At 59.8% G+C, this 26539-nt stretch carries 27 protein-coding genes; 7 read left to right on the top strand and 20 right to left on the bottom strand.

Annotated elements, in window-relative coordinates:
* Positions 1 to 5 precede the first annotated feature (5 nt).
* From rfbD to MUN80_RS09535, 5 genes are all read right to left on the bottom strand, one after another.
* Positions 6 to 872 carry a dTDP-4-dehydrorhamnose reductase gene (gene rfbD / locus MUN80_RS09555; RefSeq protein ID WP_244722809.1) on the bottom strand — a complete coding sequence of 289 codons (867 nt, stop codon included), beginning with the start codon at positions 870 to 872 and terminating at the stop codon, positions 6 to 8.
* 111 nt (positions 873 to 983) lie between these two features.
* Complete coding sequence (locus tag MUN80_RS09550) at positions 984 to 1889, bottom strand: TIGR03915 family putative DNA repair protein (RefSeq protein WP_244722806.1); 906 nt, start codon at positions 1887 to 1889, stop codon at positions 984 to 986.
* A 23-nt stretch (positions 1890 to 1912) separates the two neighbouring features.
* Entirely contained in the window at positions 1913 to 2794 is an 882-nt protein-coding gene (locus MUN80_RS09545; protein ID WP_244722803.1) for an alpha/beta fold hydrolase, read from the bottom strand.
* A 22-nt stretch (positions 2795 to 2816) separates the two neighbouring features.
* Positions 2817 to 2999, bottom strand: a complete 183-nt coding sequence (locus tag MUN80_RS09540; protein ID WP_244722800.1) for a hypothetical protein — start codon at positions 2997 to 2999, stop codon at positions 2817 to 2819.
* A 115-nt stretch (positions 3000 to 3114) separates the two neighbouring features.
* Entirely contained in the window at positions 3115 to 4380 is a 1266-nt protein-coding gene (locus tag MUN80_RS09535) for a putative DNA modification/repair radical SAM protein (RefSeq protein ID WP_244722797.1), read from the bottom strand.
* A gap of 284 nt (positions 4381 to 4664) precedes the next feature.
* Here MUN80_RS09535 and MUN80_RS09530 point away from each other — a divergent pair, with 284 nt between their 5' ends.
* The 5 genes from MUN80_RS09530 (at position 4665) to MUN80_RS09510 (ending at position 10687) form a co-directional block, all read left to right on the top strand.
* The gene (locus tag MUN80_RS09530) at positions 4665 to 6569 is read left to right on the top strand and encodes a BamA/TamA family outer membrane protein (RefSeq protein ID WP_244722795.1); all 1905 of its coding nucleotides are present in this window, start codon (positions 4665 to 4667) and stop codon (positions 6567 to 6569) included.
* A gap of 206 nt (positions 6570 to 6775) precedes the next feature.
* On the top strand, positions 6776 to 7612 hold the full coding sequence (locus MUN80_RS09525; protein WP_244722792.1) for a CvfB family protein: 837 nt from the start codon (positions 6776 to 6778) through the stop codon (positions 7610 to 7612).
* Positions 7613 to 7707: 95 nt separating this feature from the next.
* Positions 7708 to 8382, top strand: a complete 675-nt coding sequence (locus MUN80_RS09520; RefSeq protein ID WP_244722789.1) for an NAD-dependent epimerase/dehydratase family protein — start codon at positions 7708 to 7710, stop codon at positions 8380 to 8382.
* 53 nt (positions 8383 to 8435) lie between these two features.
* Positions 8436 to 9020: a hypothetical protein gene (locus MUN80_RS09515; RefSeq protein ID WP_244722786.1), complete on the top strand. Its 585-nt coding sequence runs from the start codon at positions 8436 to 8438 to the stop codon at positions 9018 to 9020.
* A 230-nt stretch (positions 9021 to 9250) separates the two neighbouring features.
* Positions 9251 to 10687, top strand: coding sequence for a T9SS type A sorting domain-containing protein (locus tag MUN80_RS09510; RefSeq protein ID WP_244722785.1), 1437 nt, complete (start codon positions 9251 to 9253; stop codon positions 10685 to 10687).
* Between the two features lie 120 nt (positions 10688 to 10807).
* On the opposite strand, the gene MUN80_RS09505 is transcribed toward MUN80_RS09510, so the two are convergent.
* The 9 genes from MUN80_RS09505 to MUN80_RS09465 form a co-directional block, all read right to left on the bottom strand.
* On the bottom strand, positions 10808 to 11824 hold the full coding sequence (locus tag MUN80_RS09505; protein ID WP_244722783.1) for a DUF4249 domain-containing protein: 1017 nt from the start codon (positions 11822 to 11824) through the stop codon (positions 10808 to 10810).
* 12 nt (positions 11825 to 11836) lie between these two features.
* Positions 11837 to 14224, bottom strand: a complete 2388-nt coding sequence (locus MUN80_RS09500; protein ID WP_244722781.1) for a TonB-dependent receptor — start codon at positions 14222 to 14224, stop codon at positions 11837 to 11839.
* Between the two features lie 191 nt (positions 14225 to 14415).
* Positions 14416 to 15078, bottom strand: a complete 663-nt coding sequence (locus tag MUN80_RS09495) for an OmpH/Skp family outer membrane protein (protein ID WP_244722779.1) — start codon at positions 15076 to 15078, stop codon at positions 14416 to 14418.
* 99 nt (positions 15079 to 15177) lie between these two features.
* Complete coding sequence (locus tag MUN80_RS09490) at positions 15178 to 15729, bottom strand: GNAT family N-acetyltransferase (protein WP_244722778.1); 552 nt, start codon at positions 15727 to 15729, stop codon at positions 15178 to 15180.
* A 41-nt stretch (positions 15730 to 15770) separates the two neighbouring features.
* On the bottom strand, positions 15771 to 16826 hold the full coding sequence (locus MUN80_RS09485; protein ID WP_311136280.1) for a succinylglutamate desuccinylase/aspartoacylase family protein: 1056 nt from the start codon (positions 16824 to 16826) through the stop codon (positions 15771 to 15773).
* Positions 16827 to 17021: 195 nt separating this feature from the next.
* Positions 17022 to 17447, bottom strand: coding sequence for a GNAT family N-acetyltransferase (locus MUN80_RS09480; protein WP_244722777.1), 426 nt, complete (start codon positions 17445 to 17447; stop codon positions 17022 to 17024).
* Between the two features lie 26 nt (positions 17448 to 17473).
* Positions 17474 to 18430 (bottom strand): 30S ribosomal protein S6--L-glutamate ligase, encoded by a 957-nt coding sequence (gene rimK, locus MUN80_RS09475; RefSeq protein WP_244722767.1) that lies wholly within the window; start codon positions 18428 to 18430, stop codon positions 17474 to 17476.
* Between the two features lie 70 nt (positions 18431 to 18500).
* Positions 18501 to 18977 (bottom strand): ATP-dependent zinc protease family protein, encoded by a 477-nt coding sequence (locus MUN80_RS09470; RefSeq protein WP_244722764.1) that lies wholly within the window; start codon positions 18975 to 18977, stop codon positions 18501 to 18503.
* A 212-nt stretch (positions 18978 to 19189) separates the two neighbouring features.
* A complete protein-coding gene (locus MUN80_RS09465) occupies positions 19190 to 20311 on the bottom strand; it encodes a PQQ-dependent sugar dehydrogenase (protein ID WP_244722762.1) in 1122 nt (373 codons plus the stop codon).
* Between the two features lie 136 nt (positions 20312 to 20447).
* Between MUN80_RS09465 and MUN80_RS09460 the strand changes: the two genes are divergently transcribed.
* Positions 20448 to 21584: an MBL fold metallo-hydrolase gene (locus MUN80_RS09460; protein WP_244722759.1), complete on the top strand. Its 1137-nt coding sequence runs from the start codon at positions 20448 to 20450 to the stop codon at positions 21582 to 21584.
* Between the two features lie 17 nt (positions 21585 to 21601).
* On the opposite strand, the gene MUN80_RS09455 is transcribed toward MUN80_RS09460, so the two are convergent.
* Positions 21602 to 21904, bottom strand: coding sequence for a 2TM domain-containing protein (locus tag MUN80_RS09455; protein ID WP_244722756.1), 303 nt, complete (start codon positions 21902 to 21904; stop codon positions 21602 to 21604).
* A gap of 187 nt (positions 21905 to 22091) precedes the next feature.
* Between MUN80_RS09455 and MUN80_RS09450 the strand changes: the two genes are divergently transcribed.
* Positions 22092 to 22664 (top strand): O-acetyl-ADP-ribose deacetylase, encoded by a 573-nt coding sequence (locus MUN80_RS09450; protein WP_244722754.1) that lies wholly within the window; start codon positions 22092 to 22094, stop codon positions 22662 to 22664.
* Positions 22665 to 22845: 181 nt separating this feature from the next.
* On the opposite strand, the gene MUN80_RS09445 is transcribed toward MUN80_RS09450, so the two are convergent.
* The 5 genes from MUN80_RS09445 to MUN80_RS09425 form a co-directional block, all read right to left on the bottom strand.
* On the bottom strand, positions 22846 to 23640 hold the full coding sequence (locus MUN80_RS09445; RefSeq protein ID WP_244722751.1) for an alpha/beta fold hydrolase: 795 nt from the start codon (positions 23638 to 23640) through the stop codon (positions 22846 to 22848).
* A 132-nt stretch (positions 23641 to 23772) separates the two neighbouring features.
* Positions 23773 to 24330, bottom strand: a complete 558-nt coding sequence (locus MUN80_RS09440; RefSeq protein ID WP_244722748.1) for a DUF502 domain-containing protein — start codon at positions 24328 to 24330, stop codon at positions 23773 to 23775.
* Positions 24331 to 24427: 97 nt separating this feature from the next.
* Positions 24428 to 25315 (bottom strand): 4-hydroxy-3-methylbut-2-enyl diphosphate reductase, encoded by an 888-nt coding sequence (locus MUN80_RS09435; protein WP_244722746.1) that lies wholly within the window; start codon positions 25313 to 25315, stop codon positions 24428 to 24430.
* A 58-nt stretch (positions 25316 to 25373) separates the two neighbouring features.
* Positions 25374 to 26111: a (d)CMP kinase gene (gene cmk / locus MUN80_RS09430; RefSeq protein ID WP_244722743.1), complete on the bottom strand. Its 738-nt coding sequence runs from the start codon at positions 26109 to 26111 to the stop codon at positions 25374 to 25376.
* Between the two features lie 35 nt (positions 26112 to 26146).
* Positions 26147 to 26539, bottom strand: a complete 393-nt coding sequence (locus MUN80_RS09425; protein ID WP_244722737.1) for a hypothetical protein — start codon at positions 26537 to 26539, stop codon at positions 26147 to 26149.

Here is a 26539-nt window from a genome sequence, read left to right as displayed (position 1 = left end):
GATAACTATGCCTCCACGGCCGCCAGCCGGCTAATGCACACCCGCAGACTTTCCTGCCAGTGTGGAATGGCTACGCCTAGCTGGGTTTTGGCTTTGGTTTTGTCCATCACCGAGTAAGCCGGGCGCGTGGCCTTTGTAGGATATTCGGCCGTGCGGATGGGCGTGGTTTTCACCGCCGTCTTGCTCAGCTCAAAGATGGTCGTGGCAAAATCGTACCACGAGGTAACGCCTTCGTTGCTATAGTGGTAAGTTCCGAACTGCTGATTACCGTCGGCAATAATGCTCAGGATGCAGCCGGCCAGGTCAATGGCGTAGGTAGGCGTGCCGAGCTGGTCCCAGATAACGCGCAGCTCGTCCCGCTCCCGGCCCAGCTTGAGCATGGTTTTGACGAAGTTGCCGGCATACTCGGAATACAGCCAGCTGGTACGCAGCACAAAATACCGGTCGGTAAACTCCGGAATTACCTGCTCGCCTTCCAGCTTGGTGAGGCCATACACGCTAATAGGAGCCGTTTCGTCGGTTTCCACCAGGGGCTGATTGCCGGTGCCGGCAAAAACGAAGTCGGTGGAAATGTGAATCAGCGTGGTGCCGTGCTCGGCGCAGAGTTTGCTCAGATTGGCCACTCCGTCGCGGTTCACTTTGCGGGCTATATCCACCTCATCCTCGGCCTTGTCCACGGCCGTGTAGGCGGCGCAGTTGATGGCGTAAGCCGGGCGGTGCTCCGCGAAAATAGCCTGCAGCCCAGCTGGGTCGAGGATATTGGCCTGCGCTTCGGGCAGAAAAACCAGCTCGGTCATGCTTCTTTCCCGGGCTACGTGCGCCAGGCACTGCCCTAATTGCCCGGAAGCCCCAAAAACCAATACGCTACCCATACACTACGCCGCTAAGGTGAATTTAAATGTGTTGTCCTGGCCCTGCCGCGCTGTAGAGCAGCGGCAGAGCCAGGACAAAGTAAAATGGTTTTATCCGAGCCGCAAGGTCAGCTAGGGCTGGGGCCGCTTATTTCGAATCGGCTCAAACCGAGTTTCCCGGGGCTGCTTTTCGCTCAAATACTTCCAGTAGCGCAACGGAATGTGCCGCCGGTGTAGCTTGATATTTTTGCGTTCCGGAATATTGACGTGGTCAAAATACGTCTGCCACAACACCTTAAACAGCGGCTCCCGCTCATCGAGCACCGTGGCCGATACCTCCGAACGGCGGGGCGCGGTGGTGTCAGGCTCAAACTGCACGATGTCGGTACGGTGCAGGTCGTAGTAGAGCCCGTAGTGCCGGCGCTGGTCGTAAATGAGCCAGCGCTGGTCGGCGTAGCGCTTGGTGAAGTGGGGGGCAATGAGCGGGAGCACGTCGAAATCGGGCTCGATGGTAGCGTGAAACAGCTCGTCGGCTGTTTTTTCGAAGCGCACGAAAGCCTCCATCCGGTGCTTTTCACGGCCCATCTGTTGGGAAAGGTGAGCCACCCGCCGCACGTTGTCGTCGGTGTAGTTTTCGGCAATGTCCTGGGCGGAGCGCATGGCCAAATCGGCGTAACGGAAGATAAGCAGCTCCCGGTCGGGCTGTTCACTTAGAAAGGCGTGAAACAGCCGCGTCCGGGCTTCCTCCCGCATGTGCAACAGCAGCCCCTCCCACACCCGCGCCGCCGCAGCTTCGTGGGTTTCGACCAGCAGCGGCTGGGTGAATAGCCCGCCCTGCACCGCGCCCTCCGGCTGAATGCTGTTGGGCGGGGCTTTGCGGTCATAAATCGTGAACAGCACCGTCATCAGCCCGTCAAACGAACCGTCGTAGGTGTAGTCCAGCGGTGGGGCCGTAAGAGCTGGCGCCGCGGGGCGCACCGTGGCCCGTGGCTTGCCAACTGCATTGGGTTGATTCAGTGGAGTCAGGGAGCGGCTCATAGTAGCGGAAAGGCAGGCTGGGTTCAAGCGTCAAAAAATCGGAGCAACAGCCCATTCACGGCTTCTGCCTCTTCGTGCTGCACCCAATGACTGGCCGGCAGATAGGTCAGCTGGGCCTGCTCACACAGCATCAGGCTTTTCTCGGCCATTTCGCGCTTCAGAAAGGCATCCTTCACGCCCCAGATAATGTGTACCGGCACCGTTACCCGACCCGCTGACTTCAGTTGCCGCGGAGTGCGCACCGCCGCCCGGTACCAGTTGATCATGCTGCGCATGGCCCGAGGCTGTTGCCAGGCAGCTACATACTCGGCCAAATCAGCGGTGCTGAACGTGCCGCGCCGACTGGTGCCCACCAATGCCTGCCGGCCAAAGGACCAGTTGCGGCGGCGCACCAGCCACTCAGGCAGCCCCGGTAACTGGAAAAAGAAGATGTACCAGCTTTTGCGCAGCTGCTCCAGGCTGCGGCCGAGCGTATGCAACATCACATCCGGGTGGGGCACGTTGAGCATGGCCGCCTTGCGCACCCGCGCCGGGTAGTGCGCCGCCAAGTGCCAGGCCACAGCCGCGCCCCAGTCGTGGCCCACGATGAAAGCTTGCTGCTCACCGGCCGCGTCGAGCAGGCCCAGCACGTCGCGGGCCAGCGTGTCGATGCGGTAGTCTGCTACGCGGCGGGGCTTTTCGCTCAGGTTGTAGCCGCGCTGGTCGGGAGCCCACACCCGGTAGCCTGCCGCGGCCAGCGTGTGCAGCTGCCGATGCCAGGCATACCAGAATTCGGGAAAGCCGTGCAGCAAAACCACGAGCGGGCCGTGCGCGGGGCCGCACTGCACCACGTGCAGGCGGACGCCGTTGGTATCGACGTAATGATGTTCGAGTTCGTAGTGCACCCTACGCTTTACCGCTAGCATAGCGCCGGGGTTGCAGTTGGGGTTAGGCTGCCTCCGGCCGATTGGCCGTTTGGGCGTGCTGGGCGCGGGATTTCTCGTGCAGCTGGCGCACGATGGGCAGCAGGTCGCTGAGCTTGCAGCAGCAAGCCAGGCGAGCTACTTTTTCGGGTTTGGGTTCCTGGATGGCGGCCGACGCGTCGGCACCGCGGTGAGTGATAGTCATCATCTTGGTAATTAAGCAGGTAAGCGTGGAGTCAGAAGAAAGATGTTGATTTACTGCGTACTAAAAAGTTGGTGTCGCCTTTTCACAATTCCTTTCTTCGGGCACCAAACCCAAGCCCTTAACCGGCCTGGGCAAACAAATCGAGCTGCTGGGTGACCAGCGCCGAGCGGACCGAACCCGAGCCAAACAAAATCTGGCGGCGGATGCTTTGCTCGTCGTAGTCGCGGGTTTCGAGGGCCTGGCCTTTGCAGGTAATGAAGTACTTGGCCCGCTTGAGCACCACCCCAAACTTGTGCAAATGGTCGAGGCTGAGCGGCGAGAAGCGGCGGGCGGCCACGATGCGCTTGGCCGAGCGGGCTCCCACCCCGGGAATGCGCAGGATCATCTCGTAGTCAGCCGTGTTGATGTCGACCGGAAACACGTGGCGGTTGCGCAGGGCCCAGGCCAGCTTGGGGTCAATTTCCAGGTCCAGGAAGGGATGCTCGGGGTCCAGAATTTCGTCGGCCTCAAAGCCGTAGAAGCGCATGAGCCAGTCGGTCTGGTAGAGCCGGTGCTCCCGAATCACGGGCGGCTGGGTCACTTGCGGCAGGCGGGCGTCGCCGCTCACCGGAATGTAGCCCGAGTAATACACCCGCTTCAAGCCGTAGCCCTTGTAGAGCGAGTCGGTGAGCTTGATGATCTGGTGGTCGTTTTCGGCTGAAGCGCCTACGATGAGTTGGGTGCTCTGGCCAGCGGCAGCAAAGTTGGGCACCTTCTTGAACAGGGCCTTTTCCTCCTTGTTCTGGGTAATACCGTCCCGAATCTGGCCCATCGGGGTCAGAATTTCCTGGTAGTTTTTCTCCGGAGCCAGCGTGGTGAGGCTTAGCTCCGAGGGCAGCTCGATATTGACGCTGAGGCGGTCGGCGTACAGGCCAGCTTCGGCAATGAGCTCGGGCGAGGCACCGGGAATGGTTTTGACGTGGATATAGCCGTTGAACTTATGCTCCGTGCGCAGCTTTTTGATGATGCGCACCAGCCGCTCCATCGTGTAATCTGAATCCTTGAAGATGCCGGAACTCAGGAACAGGCCTTCGATGTAGTTGCGGCGGTAGAAGTTCATGGTCAGGTCCACGACTTCATCCACGGTAAAGGCGGCGCGCTTCACGTCGTTGGAGCGGCGCGAGACGCAGTAGGCGCAGTCGAAGATGCAATAGTTGGTCAGCAGGATCTTGAGCAGGGACACGCAGCGGCCGTCCTCGGTGAAGGAGTGGCAGATGCCCATGCCCTCGGCGTTGCCCAGGCCTTTGTTCTCGTTCTTGCGCTTGCCGCCGCTGCTGGAGCACGATACGTCGTACTTCGCGGCATCTGCCAAAATACTTAGCTTTTCCTGAATCCGCTCGTTCATTAGGGGCTGTTTGAGGGCTTAAAAATAGCAGATTGATCTTTTCTGCGCAATACTATACTAAGCTAATTTTTTTGGGAAATGGTTCCCAGCCCGGCCGTGGCGTTGCCATTTTCGGTGCCCTCTCTTCTACTGGGGCCTTTAGCAGCCGGCCGGCCATGGCCAACCTTTTTTCGCTTATCCGGCTCAGCTGTTGCGGACCGCCCTTTCCGCTTCGTAACTTGCCGAGTAAGGCTTTGCCGACGGCCCCGGTGCCGGGCCGCAAGCCACCGTGTTGTTGCCGTTTCATGAACCGTTGCGTCTGGTCTGTTCCCGTATTGCTGCGCCGCCTGCCTGGGCTGCTGGCCTTGCTATTGGTGGCCGGCAGCGCCTGGGCTCAGCAGCCGACCAAGCCCGTAGTGACGGACTCGATGCGGACCCAGCCTGAAACCCGGCGCGACTCCCTGCGGCGGCGCTTCGACCAGGAACGCCTGCTCACGGGGCTAAAGGCCTATACCCGGCGCAAAACCATTGCTGGCAAGGCTGCTTCGGCTATTTTCAACTTCACTGAGCGCAAAGAAGACCAGGTTGGTATCGACGTGGAGCTGCTCGACCGGCAGTTTGACCAGCACAACTACAAAATCGTGCGGCGCATTGATATCCGGGCTCTTGATGCGTTTGGCTACAGCGTATCGGACCCCACGCGCCAGCCCCGCAACATCCTGGAGCGCACCGGCAACAGCCTGCACGTGACGACTTCCCGGGCCCGGGTGCGGCAGCTGCTGCTGTTTCGGGTGGGCGAAGAGCTGGCTCCCCAGGCCCTGACCGAGTCGGAGCGTCTCTTGCGCCAAACCGACGAGCTACTCGACGCCCGCGTGTTTGTGGATGAGGAAACCACCACCCAGGACAGCGTCGACATCCGCATTATTACCAAGGACGTGTTCAGCATCGGGGGCTCGTTTGAGCTGCGCGACGTGGGCGCGGGCGTTATTGCGGCCCGCGACGTAAACTTCCTGGGCCAGGGCCACCAGATTAATAACCGGTTTGAGTACGGCCGCACCGAGCCCCAGTCGTGGAGCTACGAGGGCAGCTACGTGGTACCGTTCCGCAACTTTATCAACGGGCAGGTGCGCTACCGCAACGAGTTTCAGTACGAGGAAAAGGCCATCGGCTTCTCCCGCGACTTTTACTCGCTCAACACCCGCTACGCCGGGGCCGTATCGTTGCGCAGCTCCCGCCAGGGCATTGCGGTAAACCTGCCCGACCGGCCCACCTTTTACCTGCCCTCCAACTACAGCATCCGGGACGCCTGGCTGGGCCGCTCGTTTCGGCTGCGCAGCTACGATTTGGGCTACGAAAACCCCGCCCGTCTCATCGTGTCGGGCCGGGTACTCAATACCGAATACACGGCCCGGCCCAACCCGGATTACTTCAACTCCACGGTGGTGCTGGGCACGGTGGGCTACAGCGTGCGACGCTATTATAAGGACAAGTACCTGTTCGGTTTTGGCCGCACCGAAGACATTCCGACCGGCACGCTGCTGAGCCTGACGGCGGGCTACGACTTCAACGACCAGGCCAACCGCCACTACTATGCCCTGCGCGCGGCCACCGGCGGCTTCAGCATGCGCAACGGCTACCTATACTTGAGCGGGGAATTTGGCTCCTATGTCCGGCAGCGCGACAAAGACTGGCAGCAGGGCCTGCTCAGTACCGAAGTGCTGTATTTCACCCGCCTCTACCACACTGGCAACTGGCAGTGGCGGCACTTTTTCTGGAACCGCTCGGCCCTGGGCTTCAACCGCCGCGCCGACGAGCAAGGCTTGCTCATCGACGGCAACCGCGGCCTGCGGGGCTTCGAGTCGGATATGCGGGGCACCAGCCGCTTCGTGCTCAACTATGAAACCACGGTGTTTACGCCTGTTTCGTTTCTGGGCTTCCGGGTGGCGGGCGTGGCCTTCGTGGATGCGGCCTGGCTGGCCACCAAGCCTGGCCAGGAACTGCCCTTCCGCAACACGCCCTACACCGGTTTCGGCCTGGGCCTGCGCCTACGCAACGAGTACATTGCCGTGCGCACCGTGCAGCTGCTGCTGGGCTTCTACCCCCGCGGCCAAACCAACCCCGGCGGCTTCCGCATCTTCGAAAATGCCCGCCCCTACTACGGCTTCAGCGACTTCAACTTCGCCCAGCCCAACACCGTGCGCTACGAATAGTGGTGAGATAATAAACTGGTGAAGTAGTGAGTTCCTGTTCAATCGGCATACAGGAGCTACTGCGCCGGCTGATTTTTGCGGCTATGCGAGGGGCATTTGCGTTTAATGGGCAGTACGCAGCAGGATACTCTACCTTTGTCAGGTGACTTCTCGTGCTGACACGAACTCACCATTTCACAATTTCACCATCTCACAATTTTTTCCGCATGCTTGCGCTAGGCGATTTTAACGAACTGGAAGTGGCCCGCGCGGTCGATTTTGGCTTGTACCTGACTTCCGACGACGGCGACCTGCTGATTCCGGGCAAGTACGTGCCCGAAGGCACCCAAGTAGGCGACTGGCTGCGCGTATTCGTGTACCGCGACTCCGAGGACCGGCTCATTGCCACCACCCTGGAGCCCTACGTGCGCGTCAATCAGTTTGCCGCCCTCACCGTGCGCGACGTAAGCAGCGTGGGCGCCTTCCTGGATTGGGGCCTGGAAAAAGACCTGTTTTTGCCCTACAGCAACCAGTGGCGCAACCTGCGCCCCGGCCAGCGCGTGACGGTGTACGTGTACCTCGACGAAACCACGGACCGCATCGTGGCCACGGCCAAGTGGGACCGGTTCCTGAGCGAGGAGCCTTTCCCCGGCCAGGCCGGCGACGCGGTAGAGCTCTTTATTGCGGCCGAAACCGACCTAGGCTATTCGGCCATCGTCAACGGTACGCACCAGGGCTTGCTCTATTACAACGAGGTGTTCAAGCCCCTGCGCCTCGGCGACACGCCCACCGGCTACGTGCGCCAGATCCGGCCCGACGGCAAGCTCGATATCAGCCTGCAAAAGCTGGGATACGCTGAAGCCCTCGACGCGGCCCAGGTGATTCTGGACGCCCTACGCAAGGGCAACGGCAGCCTGCCGCTGTCGGATAAAAGTGAGGCCGACGATATTTACCGCCGCCTGGGAATGAGCAAGAAAGTGTTCAAGAAAGCCCTGGGCTCCTTATATAAGCAGGGCCTGGTACAACTGTTGCCCGAGCAGACGCGTCTGGTAGAGGGAGAGTAGCCGGCATCGGGCTGTAGTCGTAGGGCGGTAATCCTGCGTATGGTAGGCCGGCCTTTCACTTCGCCGGTTGTTCCGCTTTCCGCTCCCTCTGCCCCATGAAACTTCAGAAAACTGCTCTTATTGCCGGCGCCAGCGGCCTCGTTGGCAGCCAGCTACTGCCCCTGCTCCTGGCCTCCGACCGCTACGCCAAAGTTATTGCCGTAGGTCGGCGGCCTGTACCGATGGTGCACCCCAAGCTGGAGCAGCGCGTGCTCGACATGGACCAACTGGAGCAGCACCGCCTTTCCCTCATTGCCGATGATGTGTTTTGCTGCCTGGGCACCACCATGCGGCAGGCCGGCTCAAAGGAAGCCTTCTACAAAGTCGATTACCTATACGTGGTGAAGCTGGCTGCCCTGACGGCCGCCAACTTCGCGGCCCAGTTCATGGTCGTCTCGGCCATGGGCGCCGATGCCGACTCGCGCTTCTACTATAACAAGGTGAAGGGCGAGATGGAAGATACGGTGCGGCAGGCCCCATTCCGGGCAATTCATATTTTCCGCCCATCGCTGCTGCTCGGGGAGCGGGCCGAAAAGCGGGCCGGCGAACAGGTAGGAGCCGTGCTGCTGCGCGTGCTGAACCCGCTGTTGGTGGGGCCGCTGCGCAAATATCGGGCGGTATCGGCCGCTACGGTAGCCCAGTCTATGCTACGAGCGGCCGAAGATGACGGAGGCGGGATTAAAGTGCACTTATCGGATGAAATTGCGGCGGGCCGTATCTGGCGCCGCTAAGTCCGGTTGGGCTGCTTACTTTTGTCCATATTTCCCAAGCAGTTCCAGAACGTATGAAGCGTATTTCCTCCCTCCTCCTGGTCGTGGTTTTGCTGTGCAGCACCACGCTGGCATCGGCCCAAAGCAAAAAGAAATCCTCGGGCGGCGGCTCCAGCTCCGGCTATAGCACGGGCATTGGTCTGCGCGGCGGCGGCTACTCGTCGGGCCTTACCATCAAGCACTTTTTGAGCGGCAAAAACGGTGTGGCATTAGAAGCCCTGGTCACGACCGAGTACAAGGCCCGCGGGGCCCGGCTCACGTTGCTGGGCGAAAAGCATAAGGCCATTTCCGACGTCAAAGGCTTGCAGTTCTACTATGGCGCGGGTTTTCACCTGGGCGCTTACCAGGGCCGCTACTACTTCGACGATGTGCGCTACTACCGCTACCACAAAAAGGATTCGTACGTAGTATACCGCCGTTACGTAGCCGACGACGCAACTTACGTAGCTTTCGGGGCCGACCTGATTCTGGGCCTGGAGTACAAGATGGAGGACCTGCCCTTCGTGGTGGGCGTCGACTACAAACCGTATTTCGAAGTATTCAACGGCTACACCGGCTTCTACAACGACGCGGCCGTGAGCTTGCGCTTTACCTTCTAATTCCTCACAGCGCATTACTTGCCTGTGTCCAGCCGGCTGCGGACTTCCGCAGCCGGCTTTTTTATATTATGCACTGCAACGTGTTGATAAATATCTTTGTCAGCAATTCACTCTGCCTTAAATGCCCCTCAGCTCATCTTTCTTTGGCTGCTGCCTGCTGGTCGCAAGCTAATGTGCCCAGCAGAACGGCACCGGCATAAAACGTTGTTGTATAATTCTTTAAAAGATTCATGAAAAAAATTTTACTCCTGGGCCTTATGGGCCTTGGCGGTGTGCCCCTTGCACACGCCCAGAATGCAAGCAACCTGGTAGCGTTGCAGCCAGCCGCGGCCGCCGATTTGTCGCCCATCGAAGCGCAGTTACGCAGTTCGGCCCCAGCAGCTCGCGCCAGCACGGTGCGTTACTATACCCGCTCAACGACCTACGCCTGGAACACGACAACTAATCAGTGGGCAACTGCGGCCAGCGCCACCAACCTCACTTATAACACGCAAGGACTCGTTACGCAGGAAGTCGTAACGGACTCAGCCACACAGGTTCCCAGTACCCGAGCTACTATTGCCTACACCGGGGCCAATCAGATTGCCAGCCGACTAGAGGAAACCTGGGCCGGCTCGCAGTGGCAAAACGCTACCCGCTACTTATACAGCTACGATGGCAACGGTCGCAATACGGAATTTCAAATAGATAACTGGGTTAATGGGGCCTGGGTGGGCCAGCGCCGCAGCGTATACACCTATGACGCAGCCGGCCGCCGCATCCGTACCCTTACCCAGCAATGGACGAACAATGCCTGGACGATAGCCTCCGGCACCCAAACTACCTACGTCCTGGATGCACAAAACCGCATAGCCGAACAAGTGGTGGAGAACTGGAGCCCCGCTACCCAGAGCTTTGCACCCAACAACCGTTACGTGTATACCTACTCTGGCTCCTCGCTTACCTATAGCGGCTACGTCAGCCAGGCCTGGGTCAGCCAGGCCTGGAGAAACACTAGCCAAGTAGTAAACATCGTGTATAACACGAAAGAGCAGCCCCTTTCTTACCAGACACAAACCTGGGACGGGGCCGCGTGGCAGCCCTACGAGCGCACTAGCGTTGAGTATCTGGCTACGAATACGGTTACTACTTCCCAACGCTTCAGCAACGGGACCTGGGTGAACTCATCTCGTATAGACCAGAAATACGATGCCAATGGCAAGGGCTACGGCTACACGGTTGAATCCTGGGCGAATGCCGCCTGGCAACTAGACATAGGTTTCCGCTATTTCGACGTCTTCAACTCGACCAACGACATGGTACGGCGCCTGCAGCAAACCGTTGACTTTCAGTCGCACGCGTTTGTCAACCAGTACAAGTACTATTACTACGATTTCCAGGCCTTCGTACTGGCCTCTCGCCCAGCGATGCTGGCGGTCCAGCCCCAGCTCTATCCTAACCCCACAACTCACCAAGCTACGCTAGAGCTGAGTGGCCTGCGTGCTCAGCAGCCGGTGCAAGTAGAACTGCTCAACCCACTGGGCCAGATAGTCCGCAAGTTCGCGCTCCAGCCTCAGGCCGGAGTTATTCGGGAAGAACTAAATCTGAGCGGATTGCCCGCCGGGGTTTATTCAGTGCGTCTGCTCACCGCCGATGGCACGGCCATCAAACGCCTAGTTAAAGAGTAAGCCTCGGCGCAGTTGCTGGGCAACAGGCAGTGCTACCAACTCGGCAATACAGGCCTACTCAGCAAAAATCCCTCGTTACGTGCCGTAACGAGGGATTTTTTTTGGCCAGAATTAGCCGCTCTAGCGCAGCTTGATGCGGTACACGGCGTCGGTCATGCCGCCAAACAGACCGTAGCCGGGCCGGATGTTGGAGGGCAGCGGGGCGGGCTCGGCAAAGGGGTTGCCCTCACTGTCGTTGTAGCGCCGCCGGGCCAGGAAGAAGTTGTAGGTGTCCTGGGTCATGCTCGTCACGTACACTTCCATGTAGTCGGGGCGCTGGCAGTTGCTGGGCTGCTGGCAGTAGCCGTCATAGAAGCGCACGTTGGTGGTCAGGGAGAAGCGCTTGCCGTTCACGTTGGTATCGGCGAAAGGAAACAGGCCGTAGCTGTAGCCCTGAAACGAGTAAACCGTGGACAGCTGAAACTGGCCCAAATCCACTTCTACGTCACTTTCGTCCTCGGCTACATCCACCTGCGACCACCCCTGGTACTGGTTGTTCTGCGAATTGACGACGCGGGCAAAAGCCACGTAGTAGTTGGCCGCACCCGGGTCGTCGGCTACCGTCAGGGAGAGCTGGCCGAAGACGCTACTGTTTTCGCTTTTGCTCTCATTTTTGACGAAAGTGGCACTTTCAATTACTGGCACGGCGGGCAGAGTCAGCTTGCTTTCTACTGTTTCGAAACCCGGCAGGGAAGCGCGCAGCGTGTAGGTACGGCCGGGCTCCCCTTTCAGGTTGCGTGTGGGCTCGTAGGAGCCGATGTTGAACGTGTCGTAGGGTGAGCTGGGCAGCACAGGCCGGAACCGCTCCACCTCGGCCCCGTTTTCGTCCAGAATAACGACTGTAGCATCTTTGCGGCCCCGGGCCTCCTTGTTGGAAAAGATCCGCTGGCTGTTGCTCACAAACAGCTTCCGGGTATTGGCCAGCTCGTCGGTCTGGCGCTGGGGCTCGTAGTTGCTCAGAATGTATTTGAGGGCAATGCGCGGCGTGTGCTCGGGCTCGGGCAGGTCAATAACCGTTTCGCAGCTGCTCAGCAGGCCGGTACTCAGCACGGCCAGCACCGCACTCCGCCGCAGATTCAGGGTAAATAGCGTACGCATAAGGATGGCGGGTTAGAATTTAAAGCTCTTGCTGAAGGACGGGATGATGGGGAACAGCGAAATCTGCTTGTATACCGACTTGTTCTGGCCGGTCTGGTAGTCGTAGTCGCTGGAGAGGTACATGTAGTAGGGGTTGCGGCGGCTGTAGGCATTGTAAAGACTAAAGCTGTTTACCACTTCGCCCCACTTCTTTTTCTTGGTCTTGCTCAGGTCCAGGTCGAGGCGGTGGTAGGCCCGCATCCGGTAGCTGTTGCGCGGACCATACTCCTCGTACAGCTCGTTGGGCGACAACCGGAACCGGCCTTCCGACAGCGTCGTGGCGTTGCCGGTGCCGTACACCCAGGTACCCGACAGCGTAAAGGTGGGGCTGAACTTGTGCACCACCACCAGCGAAGCGTCGTGGCGCCGGTCGTACTTATACGGGTACAGACGGCCCTGATTCAGCTCCGCGAATTTACGGTTGCTCCAGGCCAGCGTGTAGCCAATCCAGCCGGTGGTACGGCCCGATTTCTTCTGCAGAAATACTTCCGCTCCGTAGGCCCAACCCTGGCCGCTGGTTACTTTATCTTCCCACTTGCTGTCGGTAGTACCCAGGAAGCTAGCACCTTCCTTGTACTCAATCAGGTTCTGCATGGGCTTGTAATAGGTTTCCAGGCTGAGTTCGTACTCCTCGCCCTTGTGCTGCAGGCTGCGGGCCGCGCCCAAGCTGATTTGCTGGGCCCGTTGGGGCTTAACCTTGGCCGTAGCCGGCACCCACAGGTCGGTGGGCAAGCCAATGCCGCTGTTGGTGAGCAGGTGAATGTACTGCGTGGTGCGGGCGTACGACGCCTTCAAGGCCCATTTTTCGGTAAGCAGGAAGCGGGCTGCCAGGCGGGGCTCCACCGACGGATACAGCTTCTGATCTACCAGGAAGCTGTTCAGGCGCAGGCCGCCGTTTACCTTCAGCCGGTCCGTCACACGGTAGTCGTCCTCGGCGTAGAGGCTGGCTTCACTGGCCAGCGTCTGCACCCCCGACTCAACATCAGCCGAGCCCTCCCCTTTCACCTGCAAGGCACCGGGACGGAACGAGTGCAGAATGTACTGGCCCCCGAAGCGGATGTAATGGTCGGGGTTGGGCACGTAGTCCAGGTCGGTTTTGAGGCTTAAGTCCCGGATGTTGGACAGGTACTTCAGGGAAAACTTGTTGACCTCGGGCTGACCGTTGTTAATAACCTTGTTTTCCTGCAGGATGCCGACGTTGAACTGGTACTTGCTATAGGTGAAGTGCGTGTTCATGAACAGCTGGTCGTTGAGCACGCGGTTCCAGCGCAGAGCGGCCGTAAGGTTGCCCCAGCCCAGGCCGTCGTTTTCCTTGTAGTAGGACCCATCGTCGTCTTTGTCGTTGTAGCGGCCGTAGAACTTATCGTAGCCGGTGTAGGCGCTCAGGTAGAGCCGGTCGCGGCGGCTGACTTTCCAGTTAAGCTTGCCGTTCAAATCGTGAAAGAAATACCCCACCGTGGGCCGCTCATCGGCCGGAATACCCTCACTGGCCAGGGCCATATTGATCAGCGGACGGGCCAGCAGGTCGATGTAGGTGCGGCGGGCTGAGATGATGAACGAGGCCGTGTCTTTCTTAATGGGCCCTTCGAGGGTCAGCTTGGAGGCCACGATGCCGATGGCGCCCTCGCCGTGAAATTCCTGCATGTTGCCTTCCTTCATCGAAATATCGAGTACCGAGGAAAGCCGGCCGCCGTAGCGGGCCGGAAAGCCACCCTTGATGAGCTCCACATTGTTCAGTGCATCGGCATTGAACACGGAGAAGAAGCCGAACAAGTGCGCTGCGTTGTAGACCGGCGTACCGTCGAGCAGCACTAGGTTCTGGTCGGGGGAGCCGCCGCGCACGTAGAGGCCGCTCTGCCCCTCGCCCCCGCTCTGCACGCCAGGCAGCAGCTGCAGGACCTTGAGCACGTCGGTTTCGCCAAACAGGGCCGGCAAAGCCTTAATCTGGGCAATGGGCACGTTGATAGTGCCCATGCGAGTGCTTTGAGCAATCTTTTCCTCCTTGGTGCCCACCACTTCCACGCCGGCTATTTCGGCCGACAAGGGCCGCAGCCGAAAGTCGTGGCTTACGTTGCGTTCCGCCTTCACGGCGAAGCGCCCCTTTTCGTAACCCAGATACGACACGAACAGCCGCAGGGAGTCGGCCGAAACGGGCAGCGTCAGCGAGTAGAAGCCGTAGTTGTTGGTGGCCGTGCCCTGGCCGGTAGTGGGGTTCATCACGGCCACGCCGATGAGGTTTTCCCCCGTGGCCTGGTCCCGGACGTAGCCACTGATGGTGAGTTTGCCGGATTGTTGGGCCCGGGCCGCAGTGGCCCCCATCAGCAGGCCGCCGAGCAGTACGAGTGAGCGAAAATGGCTCATAAAAAAGAGTAAATAAGGACTATAGGGAGGTGGCTAAGAGAAGGATATACCCGAAAAGGGCTGGTGCGGCAACCTGCCGGCGTACCCGTGAGGATGTAAAATCGTGCCAAAAGGTTGGCTGGGGCGGATAGTAAAAATGCCTGACGCTTCACTAAACGTCAGGCATTTCCAGAGTCATATATAAGGATCCCTTATTTTTTACCGCTGTATTCCTGATTCAGGTGTTTGAGCACCTGGTCGGTAATGTCGATATCCTTGCGGCCGTAGGCAATGGTGCCGCTGGGCGCGGCAATGAGAATCAGCTTGTAGCCGTTGTCTTTGCCGTATTTTTCAATCTGCTTGTTGATGCGGCCCAGCACCTGCTGGGTCATCTTGGCTTCTTCTTCCTGGGCCTGGCGCTGCAGCTTTTCCTGGGCCATACCGGCCTGCTGCTGCTGGGCCTGCAGCTTCTGCTCGGTGGCGGCGCGCTGCTCGGGCGTTAGGCTTTCGGCCTGCTTCTGGTACTGCTGCACGGCGGTCTGGAAGCCGGTTACCAACGCCTGGTTCTGGCGCTCCCAGCCCCGGGCCTTGGCCTCGAAGCTGCGGCGGGCGTCCTGCATGCCTTTGTAGCCCTCCAACAGCTTGCCAGATTCCACGTAGGCTACTTTATCGGTCTCGGCTACGGGCACGACGGTCGTGGCGGCAGCCGTAGCAGTGGTGTCGTCATCGTCTTTGTCGGCAGGCTGCACGACGGCCGCAGCAGGCGCAGCCGCCGCAGGAGCCGCGGTGGGCTTGGAAGAGAAGTGCAGGTAAAACAGCACGATTACGGCTACTACCAGCACGGCGTCGATTATCAGGCGCAGGGGATTGTTCATTCGAGGAAAAAGAAAAAAAGGAAAAAGCCCGTCAATGGCTGACCAAAGAAACACAAAAAGCGGCAAGCTACCTGCGGGCCAGGACCTTTATCCGTGGTTTTACTGCCATTCCTGCTCTAGCAGGGCATACACGTATTCGTCGCCCCAAATGCCCTTAAACCAGAAGTGCTGCCGAAAATGAGCTTCCCGCCGCATTCCGACCCGGGCCAGCAACGCTACCGAATTGTGGTTGAGACAATCCGTTACAGCCACCACACGGTGCAGGTGCAGCACCCGAAAGCAGTATTCCAGCAGAGCCCGCAGGGCTTCAGTGGCGTAGCCTTGCCCCTGGTGGGCCGGAGCTATTGTAATGCCGATTTCGGCCAGTCGAGGGTCGTCGGCCTGCAAGCACAGGGCACAATCACCCAGCAGCTCGTCGGTGCCACTGTGGGCAATGGCAATCTGGACCCAGGTGCCGGGCGGGCCTGGGATGGTGGCGCCAGTCTGGCTGGCTACGAAAGCCTCGGCCTGGGCCAGGGTGTAGGGCTCCCAGCTTTGGAAGCGCGCTACGGCAGGGTCGGCGCGGTAGGCGGCAAAAGCGGGCAGGTCAGCAGCCTGAAAAGGCCGGAGGTACAAGCGGGCCGTGCGCGGTAGGGCGGGAACAGTACTCATGGTGCAAAGAAAAAAGCGGCCCTTCGGGCTAACGGCAGCAGTTATTCGACTTCTATTTCTTCCGACTCTTCCGGGTCGCCGGGCTTTTCGTTGAAGGGCGGGTTGCGGGCCAGTCGGGCAGCTTCAGCCTCGTCGACTAAGCCCACGTGCAGCAGGGCGTCGCCCTGGTTGACGACCGGCATGTGGTTGAGCCCAATGATGTAACCCGACACCGGCGACTCCAGGCGCACGGCCTGCTCGCCGTAGGGGTCGGCCACGCTGCCGTAGGTCTGGCCTTTTTCCAGGTACTGCCCGTTCTGCACATGGCTCCGAAACAGGCCCGCAAACTTGGCCCGCAGCCAGGTATGGCGCAAGCACACGATGCTGGGCTGGGCCGGCGGCGCGGCCTCGGGCGCCATGCCCAAGTGGTGCAACACCCGAAACGTGCCGGCAATGGCCATGTCGATGCCGGCCTCATCGAGCCGCAAGGATTCGCCGGCCTCGTACACGATAATGGATTTGCCCTGCTTAAAAGCCGCCTCCCGCAAGGAGCCCGGCCGCAGGGACGAGTGCAATGTGAAAGGTGCGGCAAAGGCCTGGGCCAGGGCGTCGCCGTCCGGGGAGCCGAGCTGGCAGCGCACCTGGGGGAAGTTGCTACGGGCCGCCCCGCCGGTGTGAAAGTCGATGCCGCAGTCGACCAGGGGCATGATTTCGCGCATGAAGCGGTGGGCTACGCGGCTGGCCAAGGAGCCCCGTGGGTGGCCGGGAAAGCTGCGGTTCACGTCCTTGCCATCGGGCACTTCCCGGCTAAAGTTCAGAAACCCGTAGATGTTGAGGATGGGAATGGCAATGATAGTGCCCCGCAAGGGATGCAGCAGGTCGCGCCGGATCAGGCGGCGGATGGTTTCGATGCCGTTTACCTCGTCGCCGTGCATGCCAGCCATGAGCAGCACCGTGGGACCAGGCTTTTCGGAGCGGTACACATGCACCGGCACATCGATGACAGTGCCCGAGGGCAGGCGCGAAATGACCAGCCGCGTCAGGACCTGTTCGCCCGGCCGGATGGTAAGGCCGTTGATGAGCATGTTCTCGGGGGCGGCAAACGGGTCTTCCAGCACGGGCGGGCAATAGTAAGGCTGCGTAACGGCCGGACGCAGGACGGGAGCCGGCCCTTTGCCCGCTCAGAAAGCCCGCAAGTTTCAAAAAATATCAGACAACCACCGCGGCGGCAGTGGCTTCACGCGTGGAGCATCCCTGCGCTATTCCCGAAAAATAACCCGCCCCCACTCCTGCTTTTCCCGCGGCGTCGGGAGTTACTGCAGCGCCAGCAGAAAATACGGGCCCTCGGCACTGTCGCCGGCTTCAGTAATAACCCAGCCTTGGCGCTCATAAAACCTTAGGGCTGGATCGTTGGCTTGCAGGCATTTGAGCGTGGCAGGACGGCCCACCCGGGCCAGGCAAGCCTGCAGCAATGCTTTCCCAATGCCTTGTCCGGCTTGTTCGGGCGCCACAAACAGCGAGTGCACAAAGTTGTCGGGCGGCCACCAAGCCACGAAACCCACAGGCTTTTCCTGGTCTAAGGCCACTAGGATGGTTTCGCCCTGGGTAGCCGCGTCGAAGTCCGCCAAGGCAAACTGCGTTGAGTCAAGCCAGGTAAAAGCCTGCTGCCGGGCCCGCAAATACAACTGCCGCAACGGTTCCGCGTGGTGGGCCGCATACTCGACCAGTAGTCGACTCATGGATTGCGGTTCTTACTGCGGCAGCTTTACCGCGCTGGCGTGTCCGACTGCGAATCGGGCAGGGGCTCGGGAGTCGGCTTCTTGGCCGCGCTTTCCTTTTTCACCTTGCGCTGGGTTAGTTCCTCGGTGTACTCGATGATTTTGCCGGCAATGTTCAGGCCAGTGGCTTTTTCGATACCCTCCAGGCCCGGCGAGGAGTTTACTTCCAGCACCAGCGGACCGCGCTTGCTTTGCAGCATATCCACGCCGGCTATGCCCAGGCCTAGGGCTTTAGTGGCCAGCAGGGCAGCAGCTTTTTCGGCCCGGGTGAGTTTGACGAGCGTGCCGGTGCCACCGCGGTGCAGGTTGGAGCGGAACTCGCCCTCCTTGCCCTGCCGCTTCATGGCCCCTACTACCTCGCCGTTCACGACAAAGGCGCGCAGGTCGGCACCCTTGCTTTCGGCAATATACTCCTGCACGATGATGCGGGCCTTGAGGTTGTGAAAGGCCTCAATCACTGACTGAGCCGCCTTTTCCGACTCAGCCAGCACTACCCCCAGGCCCTGGGTGCCTTCGAGCAGCTTGATGATAACGGGCGCGCCGCCCACCAGCCCGATCAGCTCGGATACTTCGTTGGAATAGTTGGTAAAGGCCGTCTTGGGCATGCCCACGCCCGCGCGAGACAAGATCTGCATGGAGCGCAGCTTGTCGCGGGAGCGGATGATGGCCTGGCTTTCGACGGCCGTCTTGACCTTCATCATCTCGAACTGCCGCACCACGGCCGTGCCGTAGAAGGTGGCCGAGGCCCCGATGCGGGGAATGATGGCGTCGAATTTTTCGAGTTTATTGTCGAGATATACAATGCCGGGGGCCCCTTTTTCGAGCACCAGGTTGCACTTCATATGGTCGATAACCGCCACGTCGTGGCCACGCTGCTGCGCGGCTTCTACCAGACGAGTCGTGGAATACAGCTTCGGCTCACGCGACAGAATCGCAAGTTTCATCGGAAAGGGTGTCTTGGAGGATAGTGAGAGAAGAGCAGAAGCGGGCTTGCAAAGTAACTACCCAAAGCGCTTATGGCCGCGCTTGGTTCGCGGCGTGCTGAAATTTAGCCGAAACATTACGCCGGGCCACGTCCACCACAAACCGCCCGCGGCGCAACAGTAGCCGCCCGATCAGGACGGGATATTTCATGTCACTGCGGTCGGAAAGGGAGAATTCGGTGGCGTAATCTTCGTTGAAAAGACGGATAATGGTTTGAATAACGTAGCGCTCCTGCACGTCGCCGTTGGAGCTTTTGATTTCCCGTAAGCCAAAGTCGGGGAAGTACATGGCCCGGCCGTTGAAGTTGGGGTGGGAGTCGTCGAGGAGCTGCACGCGCAGAATTTCGCGGCCGTCGGGCAGCTGCTCCACGTGGATGTTGGAACAGTGAATAGCGCCGGTATAGGCGCCCGTGTCCACCTTGGCCTCGACGCCCTGGATATCAAACTGCGGAAAGTCGACCAACTCCCGGCGGCCCACCACGCGCTTCGGAACTCGCTGTTTTTTCATCGGCAGGCAAGATAGGTGTAATGTGCTAATGTGTTGGAATGTGGGCAGTGTGAAGAATGTGCCCTTGCTAGGACGAAGCCATTCGTCCTCTGAAAGGACCTGATTGTTCTAAAGTAAAAAGCCCTAACGCCTGAGTAGACGTTAGGGCTTTCTGGTAAAAGGTCCGGTCGTACTGCGCAGAGGACGGATGGCTTCGTCCTCGCAAGGACACATTATCCTTTGTAGCTAATGCGGTAGACGGCGTCGTTCTGGTCGTCGGAGAGCAGCAGGGAGCCGTCGGGCATCTGGAGCAGGCAGACAGGGCGGCCCCAGCTGGTTTTGCCCTGCAGCCAGCCTTCGGCAAAGGTTTCGTAGCTGGTAGCCTGCTTGCCGGTGGCGTCGAGCTTGACGAGGCTGATGCGGTAGCCGATTTTGGAGCTGCGGTTCCAAGAGCCGTGCTCAGGAATGAAAATCTGGTTGCGGTACTGGGCCGGGAATTGCTTGCCGGTGTAGAATTTCATGCCCAGGGCCGCCACGTGGGGGCCGAGCTTGCGGGCGGGCTTGGTGTAGGTAGCAGCCGAGCGGCCCTGGCTGAACTCGGGGTCGGGCACGTCGCCGGCAAAGAAGTAGGGGAAGCCGAAGTGTAGGCCAGGCGCGGCAGCGCGGTTGAGTTCATCGGCGGGCAGGTTGTCGCCGAGCTGGTCGCGGCCGTTGTCGGTAAACCACAGGGCCTTATCGACCGGGCTCCAGTCGAAGCCCACGGTGTTGCGCACGCCCTTGGCCACGGTTTCAAAAGCCGTTCCGTCGGGGTTCATGCGGTTGATGGTGGCGTAAATGGCTTCTTCCTGCTCACAGGAGTTGCAGGGGGCACCTACCGGCACGTACAGCTTGCCATCGGGGCCGAAAGCAATGTACTTGTAGCCGTGCCAGTCCTTGTTGGGCAGCTGGTTGTAAACCACTACCGGCTTGGGCTTTTGCTTAAGGGTTTTGGCAATATTGTCGTAGCGCACGATGCGGTTGATTTCGCCCACGTAGAGCGAGCCGTTGCGCACGGCCACGCCGTTGGGCGCGTTCAGGCCACTGGCTACCGTCACGACTTCATCGGCGCGGCCGTCCTTGTTGCGGTCGGGCAAGGCATATACTTTGTCGTCCTTGGTGCCCACGTACACGGTGCCGTCGGGCCCCACGGCCAGCTCCCGGGCGCTTTTTACACCTTGAGCAAAGTAGCTGATGGTAAAGCCCGCAGGCAGTTTGATTTTACTCAGGTTGGCGTCGGCCGCAGCGGTGGGCTTTTCGGCGGTGAAGCCCAGGGCTAGAGGCGCGAACAGGGCGAGGGGAAGAAGGCGGCGAATCATAGGCTTAAAACACCAAGCCCCACCCGAAGGTTGCAGCGTATGGGCGTCCCGTTGCTGTCAGTTTACAGTATTTGCCGTACCAATTCGTCAGCGCAGGTAGCAAACTCGCTTCTCCCCTGTTCCCAATTCTTTCCTGATGTCCAGATTTTCGCGCTTCCTCGGCCGCCTCATTGCCAGTTTGCTGGCCATTCTGCTGGTAGCCGGCGTGGCCTTTGCTAACTTGAGTCCCGAAATGGGCGGCAAACCCACCAAGGCCGAGCGGGCCGCCTACGCCAAAACCGGCCGCTATAAGGACGGCGAATTTCAGAACCTGATCCCGACCAACGTCAGCACCGGCGGCAGTATGCTGGGCATGCTGTGGAAGTTTTTGTTCGACAAGTCGCCCAACTCCATGCCGCCCGCCCCCCTGCCCACGCGGCCCCTCGACTCGGTTAGCATCACCCGTAAAACGCCCGAAATGCTGCGCGCCACCTGGTTTGGGCACTCGGCCAGCCTGGTCGAAATAGCGGGCTACAACGTGCTATTCGACCCGATGCTCAGCGTGAAGATGGGCCCCTTGAGCTGGGTTACGCCCAAGCGCTATAATTCCTCCCTGGCCATTACCGCCGAGCAATTGCCCGCCATCGAGGCCGTGCTGATTTCTCACGACCACTATGACCACCTCGACTACCAGACCATCCGGCGGCTCAAGGACAAGACCCGGCGCTTCTACGTGCCCCTGGGCGTGGGGGCCCACCTGCGGGCCTGGGGCGTGGCGCCCGACAAAATCCGGGAGCTGGATTGGAACGACTCGGTACAGCTGCCGAACCTGACCATCGTGAGCACGCCGGCCCGGCACTTCTCGGGCCGGGGCCTCACCAACCGCAACTCTACCTCGTGGAGCTCCTGGGTGCTGAAGTCGGCCACGAAGCGCGTGTTCTACAGCGGCGACGGGGGCTATGGCCCTCACTTTCGGAGTATCGGCCAGCAGCACGGCCCCTTCGACCTAGCTTTGCTGGAGTGCGGGCAGTACGACCAGCAGTGGAGCCAGATTCACATGACACCCGAGCAAAGCGTGCTGGCCGGCCTGGATGTGCGGGCCCGCGTGATGCTGCCCGTGCACTGGGGTGCTTTCAGCGAAGCTTTCCACGACTGGAACGACCCTATCCTGCGGGCCACCACGGAAGCCATCCGCCTGAAGCTGCCCATTACTACGCCCGAACTAGGCCAGCCCGTGATGCCAGGTGCTGGCCCGCTGCCGCAGCTGCCCTGGTGGCAGCAGGTAGGACAGTAGCGCTGCTTACGGGCGGCTTATTGCGCGTCGCGCTGGCGCACCAGCCGCTCATATTCCCGCTCCGACTGCTGCCCGCCAAAGCCGCTGTAGGTTCGGATGCCCTGCATCAGCACGCCAAAACCCCAGAACACCGTCGACCACACCGGCCAGGGAATAAAGCCGAAATGACGACCAACCCGGTGCCCACTGGTGAAGTCAGTCAGCAGCCAGATAGCCCAGAGCAAAGCATTTACGACCAGGTAGGTGAAAAGGTGGGATTTGAATTTGGCGCGGGACTTGGCCATGCGCCAGAGTTGGGGGTCACGGTTGGTAGCTTCCATGGTGGGTTGAGCGGTTGGTGAATGATGATGCAGCGAACCTATTCATTCGCCGCTACATAGGCAACCACTAATATACCGAATCGTGGCTGGAACGGGGTTGAAACAGCGAAATTCCGGGATGAAGCGTAAGGATAGAAAGACGCCTAGCAGCCCTGATCCGCTTTTTCACCGAACGTATTCCGCCATTATGCCAACTACCGCTTCCTCCACCGACTGGCGCGCCCAGGCCCAAGCCTTCGGCCGCATCCTGGTTTACCAGGGCGGCATTACCAAAATCGATACGGAAGCTATTGTCAACGCGGCCAACTCCTCCCTACTCGGTGGTGGCGGCGTCGACGGGGCCATCCACCGGGCTGGAGGTCCCGAAATCCTCGAAGCTTGTCGGCAGTTGCGGGCCGGCCACCTGGGCAAAGGCTTGCCTACGGGCCAGGCCGTTATTACCACGGCCGGCAAGCTGCCAGCAGCGAAAGTCATTCATACCGTGGGACCGGTCTGGAACGGTGGGCAGAAGGGTGAGCCGGCAAAACTGGCCGACTGTTACCGCAACTGCCTGCGCCTAGCAGTTGACAACCACCTCAACAGCGTGGCTTTTTCCGCCATCAGCACCGGCGTCTATGGCTACCCCAAGCCCGAAGCTACCGCCATTGCCGTGCGGGAAGTCCGGGAATTTCTGGCAAGCCACGAGCTGCCCCAGCAGGTCGTCTTCGTCACCTTCGACGACGAAAGCACCCGGCTATATGAGCAGGAGCTAGGAAGGTAATGTGCTGATGTGCTAATCGTATGTCATTGCGAGGACGCAGGACGAAGCAATCCGTCCTCTGAGAAGTGCGGAGTCTTCTGAAGTGAAAAGCCCTCAATCGTTGCTACGGTTGAGGGCTTTCTAGCAAAAGAACGTGCTGTTCGCAAAGGGTGGATTGCTTCGCGCTACTCGCAAGGACACATTACCACCTCACCTCTTCCGGGTGGCGGCGCACGTAGCTCCCTACGTCGTAGATCAGGCCGGCGTGGCCGGCTTCCAGGAGCACGGTGTGGGCATTTTTGAGGGAGGCAATGAATTCCTGCAGGCCGGCGTGGGGAATTACCCGGTCGTATTTGCCCAGGAAAAACGTGATGGGCGTAGGCCGCTGATTTAGCAGGAAGGCCAGCCGCTTGGTGTCAAAGACAAGGTGGCGAAACCCGACCCAGCTGCGGTACACGCGCAGGCGTTTCTCCCGGCTTTCGAGCTGCCACTCGGCGAAGCGCACCAGACCCGAATCGACAAGGCGGCGCTGGGCCAGCGTGTTGATAAAGCGCAGTAACCGCTCGGGGCGCAGCACGGCCCGGCCCAGCACGCCTCGCATCCAGGGCGGATATGTAGCCAGGGCGTACCAGAACTGGGTCTTGATACCGTCGGGCGCAATCAGCCAGAGTTTTTCCACTTTGTCCGGGAACTGCTCCACGGCGGTCAGGGCAAATTTGGCCCCCATGCTGAAGGCCAGCAGGCCGAAGGAATTAATGTTGTGCTCGGCCAGGAATTGACCCAGCAACTCGCCTAGCCGTTTTTTGCGTAGGGGCGCGTCGGCCTTGGCCAACTTGCTTTGGCCGTGGTAAAATAAGTCGAAGGCGTAGAGCGTCACGTCGGGGCCTAGCATGGTGGCCATGCCGCGCCAGTGGCCCTCGTTTTGGCCGTAGCCGTGAAACGCCAGCACCACCCGCGGCCCGGCCCCGTACTTGCGAAAGTGCAGCGTGGTTTTCATGTACTAGTCAACAGGTAACAACAAGCAGCTAGGGTCTACGGTAAAACCAGCCTTGCGCAGGTTACTGTTGACTCGTAAATGCTACTTGCAGACCGTGGCGCGTTGCCTACCACATGCAGACCGGTGCCTGAATCAGAGCCGACTGACGCCGCCCGAGACGATGAATTTCATAACGTCGCTGCTGGGCAAATCGAGGTAGGTCACGTTGTCGGCGGGCACCAACACTAGCTCCCCGGAGAAGTTGTAGGAGTGCGGGAAGTACACGGCCATCAGCGCCTCGCGGTGAATAACGGTCATGCTGGTTTGGGTTACAAAACCCATTTTATAGCACTGGGTAGCCTTATTCATGAGTACCAGCACGGGCTGATTAAACTTCTGGTTGTCGCCCACGAAGGCGTCGAATAAGTCCTTGAGGCTGGAATAAATGATGCTGACCAGCGGGGTGCGGTGCAGGATTCGCTCGGCCAGCACCAGGAAAGGTCGCACCATAAACGACTTGGCAATAAAACCCACCGCCGTAATCATGCCGATGATTAGCAGCAAACCCAGGCCGGGAATGTGACTGCCATCCCAGCTCAAGTCGAAGGTGTGGTCGAGCCAGCTAAAGATGGAAAACAGAATGTAAATCGTCAGGCCGATGGGCGCCACAATCAGGAACCCGTTCAGAAAGTAGTTGAAAAACCTGCTCATAGTGCGAAGAAGGCAAAAAAATACCCGGCCAAAACCGGCCGGGCAAATAACGAAGTTTGCGAGTAGCAATTCCGGGTTTTTAGCGCCCGTCTGCCCGCTACACTGGTAGGCTCTCGGCAATCTGCGTGACCCGGTCGGCCACGCGCTGCATCAGCCACATCGGGGTGCTGGTAGCCCCGCAGATACCCACGTTGTGGGCACCCTGCAGCCAGGCCTCGTCCAGTTCCTGCTCGTTTTCGATAAAGTAGCTGCGCGGATTCGTCTGGTTTACCACGCTAAACAGAGCCTTACCGTTGGAACTCTTGCGGCCACTCACGAACAGCACCACGTCGTAGTCCACGGCGAACTTGCGCAGGGCAGGCTCCCGGTTGCTGACCTGCCGGCAGATACTGTCATTGGCGTCAAACGACTCCAGGCTGCCCCCGGCGGCGGCAATGCGCTGCTCGATAAGCTCCTTCATGTGGTAGAAGCCCGCGGTGCTCTTAGTCGTCTGGCTAAACAGCGTCACGGGCCGGGCGAAGTCAATCTGATCGAGGTCGGCTTCGGTCATCACGATGATGGACTGGTTGCCGGTTTGTCCATTGAGGCCGGTTACCTCGGCGTGCCCGGGCTGCCCGTAGATAACTACCTGTCCATTCTGGCGGGTGGTGCTGTCGAAGGCGTGCTTGACGCGGTTTTGCAGCTTAAGCACCACCGGACACGAGGCGTCGATGAGCTCCAGGTTGTTGCGCAGAGCCAGCTCGTAGGTTTCTGGCGGCTCGCCGTGGGCCCGGATCAGCACCTTGCAGTCGTGCAGGTTCTGAAGCTGTTCCCGCTCAATGATGCGCAGGCCCTGCTGGTGCAGGCGCTCCACTTCCATGCGGTTGTGCACAATATCGCCCAGGCAGTACAGGGTCGGCTCGTGGGCCAGCTCGTCTTCCGCCATTTGAATAGCGAATTCTACCCCGAAACAATACCCCGAATTTTTATCTATCGTTACATTCATGACTCTTCCTTCAGTAGCAAACATGCGGCGCTGCTTACAACATTCGCGCCCTTATTTCTTATAGACCAGCTCCGGGAGCATTCCGTTCCTGCTCGCCGGTCATGGCCAGAACGCTGCGCTCAAACAGCCGCGCCGACACCCGCTCCAGCACGAAATCGACTTGTTCGTCAATCATCATGTGGGTCGTGTCGAGCAGCACGGCGTCGGAAGCGCGGCGCAAGGGGCTTTCGGTGCGGGTCGAGTCAATGTAGTCACGCTTGCGCAGGTTTTCCACAATTTCTTCGAGCTCGACGTGCTCATTTTTATCGGCCAGCTCTTCTTGCCGGCGGCGGGCCCGGGTTTCCACGTCGGCGGTCATAAAGATCTTGACCTCGGCATCAGGGAAAACGGTGGTGCCGATGTCGCGCCCGTCCATGACCACGCCCCGCTTGCGGCCCATGCGCTGCTGCTGGGCTACCAGGGTGTGACGCACGGCCGGAATGACGGAAACCTCGCTCACGGAGTTGGAAATACGCATTTGCCGGATTTCATCCTCCCGAATCACGCCGTCGAGGCAGAGCTCATTGCGGCCGGTTTTGCGGTTGCGCTTGAAGGCAATGTGAATGTCGTGCAGAGCCTGCTCCACGCGGGGCAGGTCGTCGAAGGCAATACCGCGCTCCAGCAGGTAGAGCGTCACGGCCCGGTACATGGCCCCGGTATCAATGTAGGCGTAGCCCAGCTCGGCCGCTACGGCTTTGGCCGTGGTGCTCTTGCCGCAGGAAGAGTAGCCGTCGATGGCAATGACGATTTTTCTCATGGCAAAGTCGGTGGGCTGAGGGCTAGGAGTAGTCACTAAATCCAATTTTTACGACGGGGCACGACGGCCAGGCGTTCAGGTATACCCGCGAAGAATACGGCAACAGACTCTTTTTGGCCATGAGCCAGCTGCTGCGAGACGCGGTAGAAGGGGTTGAAAAAATGCTGGCCGGCAATGCCGACGCCAGTGGATTTGTCGGGCCCCAGGGCCCACTCGCCCTGGTAGGTGCTTACCAGGCACTGGCCCAGAAAGCAACCCAGGGCCGAAATTACGCCTTCGCGCTCGGCATCCTTGATGCTGGCACGTTGCTCATTGATGAAGGTATCGAGGCGCTGCACGCCTGCGGCATCAAATTCATTGACCTGGAGCTGCTGGCGCACGGCTTCAGCGGCTTTACGCAAGGCAATCAGAGGATTTTCGGAAGACAT

Source organism: Hymenobacter cellulosivorans (assembly GCF_022919135.1).
In the GTDB taxonomy this organism is placed as follows: domain Bacteria; phylum Bacteroidota; class Bacteroidia; order Cytophagales; family Hymenobacteraceae; genus Hymenobacter; species Hymenobacter cellulosivorans.
Note: the sequence above shows the minus strand (reverse complement) of the source record. Positions and strands in the feature narration are given on the sequence as shown.